The organism is Listeria fleischmannii subsp. fleischmannii LU2006-1, assembly GCF_000344175.1.
Taxonomy (GTDB): domain Bacteria; phylum Bacillota; class Bacilli; order Lactobacillales; family Listeriaceae; genus Listeria; species Listeria fleischmannii.
Genome location: NZ_ALWW01000085.1, coordinates 1 through 949, shown reverse-complemented (window position 1 = coordinate 949; position 949 = coordinate 1). Strand labels below are relative to the sequence as shown.

1 protein-coding gene is annotated in these 949 nt (G+C 42.5%); it reads right to left on the bottom strand.

Going from position 1 to position 949, the window contains the following annotated elements:
* Positions 1 to 77 precede the first annotated feature (77 nt).
* A partial coding sequence (locus LFLEISCH_RS14310; RefSeq protein ID WP_040504906.1) for an Ig-like domain-containing protein occupies positions 78 to 949 on the bottom strand: 872 nt, incomplete at its 5' end.

Below are 949 nucleotides of genomic sequence, written 5' to 3'. Positions count from 1 at the left end.
ATAAGAACTGTATAAGCCCGCTTCCACTTGCTGTGCCAGTGTATGTTGCGCCATTAATCGTCACAGTAACTCTGTAGTTAGGGTTCAGCTGTTCCAGTTACTTGCGTTTGAACGTCTGACACTGGATTTACGCGTGGTGCTAGAGGTGTTGTTGTATCCGAAACAGTAAACGTGTCTTTTACACTTGCTTTTCCATTTTCACCTGTTTGTGTTGCTTCATATACTTGTCCTACTTGAGCTGCCGGTACACTAAATATTGCTTTCCCTGTTCCATCAGCTGTCATTGATGGTTTACTTCCACCAGGTAATGTCAATGTAATGCGTGCTCCTGCTGTACCTGTTACAGTTACTTGTGTATCGCCAACTTTTATATTTGAAATTATTGGCGCGCCTAAAGTCGTATCAGAAACCGTCACTGTTTCTTTTGGACTCACATTACCATTATTTGGGTTCGTTTGTGTCACTTCAATTCTTGTTCCACTAGTTTGTTTTGGAATAAGAACTGTATAAGCCCCGCTTCCACTTGCTGTGCCAGTGTATGTTGCGCCATTAATCGTCACAGTAACTCTGTAGTTAGGGTCAGCTGTTCCAGTTACTTGCGTTTGAACGTCTGACACTGGATTTACGCGTGGTGCTAGAGGTGTTGTTGTATCCGAAACAGTAAACGTGTCTTTTGCACTTGCTTTTCCATTTCCACCTGTTTGTGTTGCTTCATATACTTGTCCTACTTGAGCTGCCGGTACACTAAATATTGCTTTCCCTGTTCCATCAGCTGTCACTGATGGCTTACTTCCACCAGGTAATGTTAATGTAATGCGTGCTCCTGCTGTACCTGTTACAGTTACTTGTGTATCGCCAACTTTTATATTTGAAATTTTTGGCGCACCTAAAGTCGTGTCAGAAACTATTACAGATTGTTTCGGACTCACATTACCATATCGAACCACCT